The sequence below is a fragment of the Paenibacillus sp. KS1 genome, from assembly GCF_001680695.1.
Taxonomy (GTDB): Bacteria; Bacillota; Bacilli; order Paenibacillales; family Paenibacillaceae; genus Paenibacillus_B; species Paenibacillus_B suaedae.
This window is the reverse complement of record NZ_MAIS01000248.1, coordinates 1-1,144: the sequence shown is the minus strand read 5'-3', so window position 1 is coordinate 1,144 and position 1,144 is coordinate 1. Positions and strand designations below refer to the sequence as shown.

Genomic DNA, 1,144 nt, shown 5'->3' with positions numbered 1-1,144 from the left:
TTAAAAAAGTTGTCTAGTTTAGTGTTGACAATCCACATGCGGATCAAGAAAAATGGTTAATGTAGAATGCTTACAGTAGTCACAATAACCGTATCTGCGGTTATCAGAAAAACAAGACTATATTACTTTGTTGCGAAGTCAAATTTTATAACGAATGGAAGAAAGAGCAAAGGAGTAGCATTCGTTACTCCTTTTTGTTTTAACTAGAGTCGTTCAATAAGTTCCCCACGCCAGTCAGTATCAAATGTATTTCGAATATATAATTCCAACACTGATACTTTTGAATCTATCAAATTTCCATTGAGTGTAATAGGAGTTGAACCATCAAACTTAACTGTTTTAGAAGCCCCGGTACCAAAAAATAAACTTAAGCTGGTAACTATACCGATTAACCCCGATGAAATATTATTTAGTAATATATACAGTTAGAGTAATACCAATCTTGGTGGTAATATAACTTTTTTTGTTTTGGATCCTACACAACAAACCGTATCCAATATAACGAAGGCTATTGTCGAGCAAATGTCGACGCTTTCGCAAAGCGGGCACTAGCTAAGCGTAATATTTGCATCTATATTGACGCTACTTACATTGCAGTCAAACGTGAAACGGTCTCAAAGGAAGCTGTATATCTTGCAGTCGATATACGTGAGGACGGCTCCAAGGAAGTTCTAACCTATACCTTTGCCTCTACTGAATCAGCCTTCGTCTGGAATGAGCTACTGCAGGAGGTTGAAACCTGTGGTACAGAAGATGTCCAGCTCAGATTAAAGGACATTGTGGTCGCTATCGAGCAAGTATATCCTCATGCCAAGTACCAATTCTGCTGCGTTCATGTAGCACGCAATATTACTCATTAAAGTACATGTAGCTGATTGAGCGAGCATATGTGATGACTTCAAAGCTGTGTACCGAGCTGAAGATAAGCAGTCTGGAATAGCCGCTCTAGAAGCTTTCTGTGATAAGTGGAAAGCAGCTTATCCTAAGGGTTATTAAATCTCTACCAAGGTGTTCTTATCATTAGATTTGATTCTGATCACTTCCGGTGTTTCATGCCTCTTATTGTAGCCACAATCCAAACAATAGCTAAAATGTATGCAATAATATCTGTAACCAAGTAGTTCATTTTGAGCAAAACAAAGAA

Annotated in this window: 1 pseudogene; it reads left to right on the top strand. The window is 37.8% G+C overall.

The features are described from left to right. Positions 1-477: 477 nt before the first annotated feature. A pseudogene (locus tag BBG47_RS29240) lies at positions 478-987 on the top strand (transposase); the annotation flags it as partial. Positions 988-1,144 lie beyond the last annotated feature (157 nt).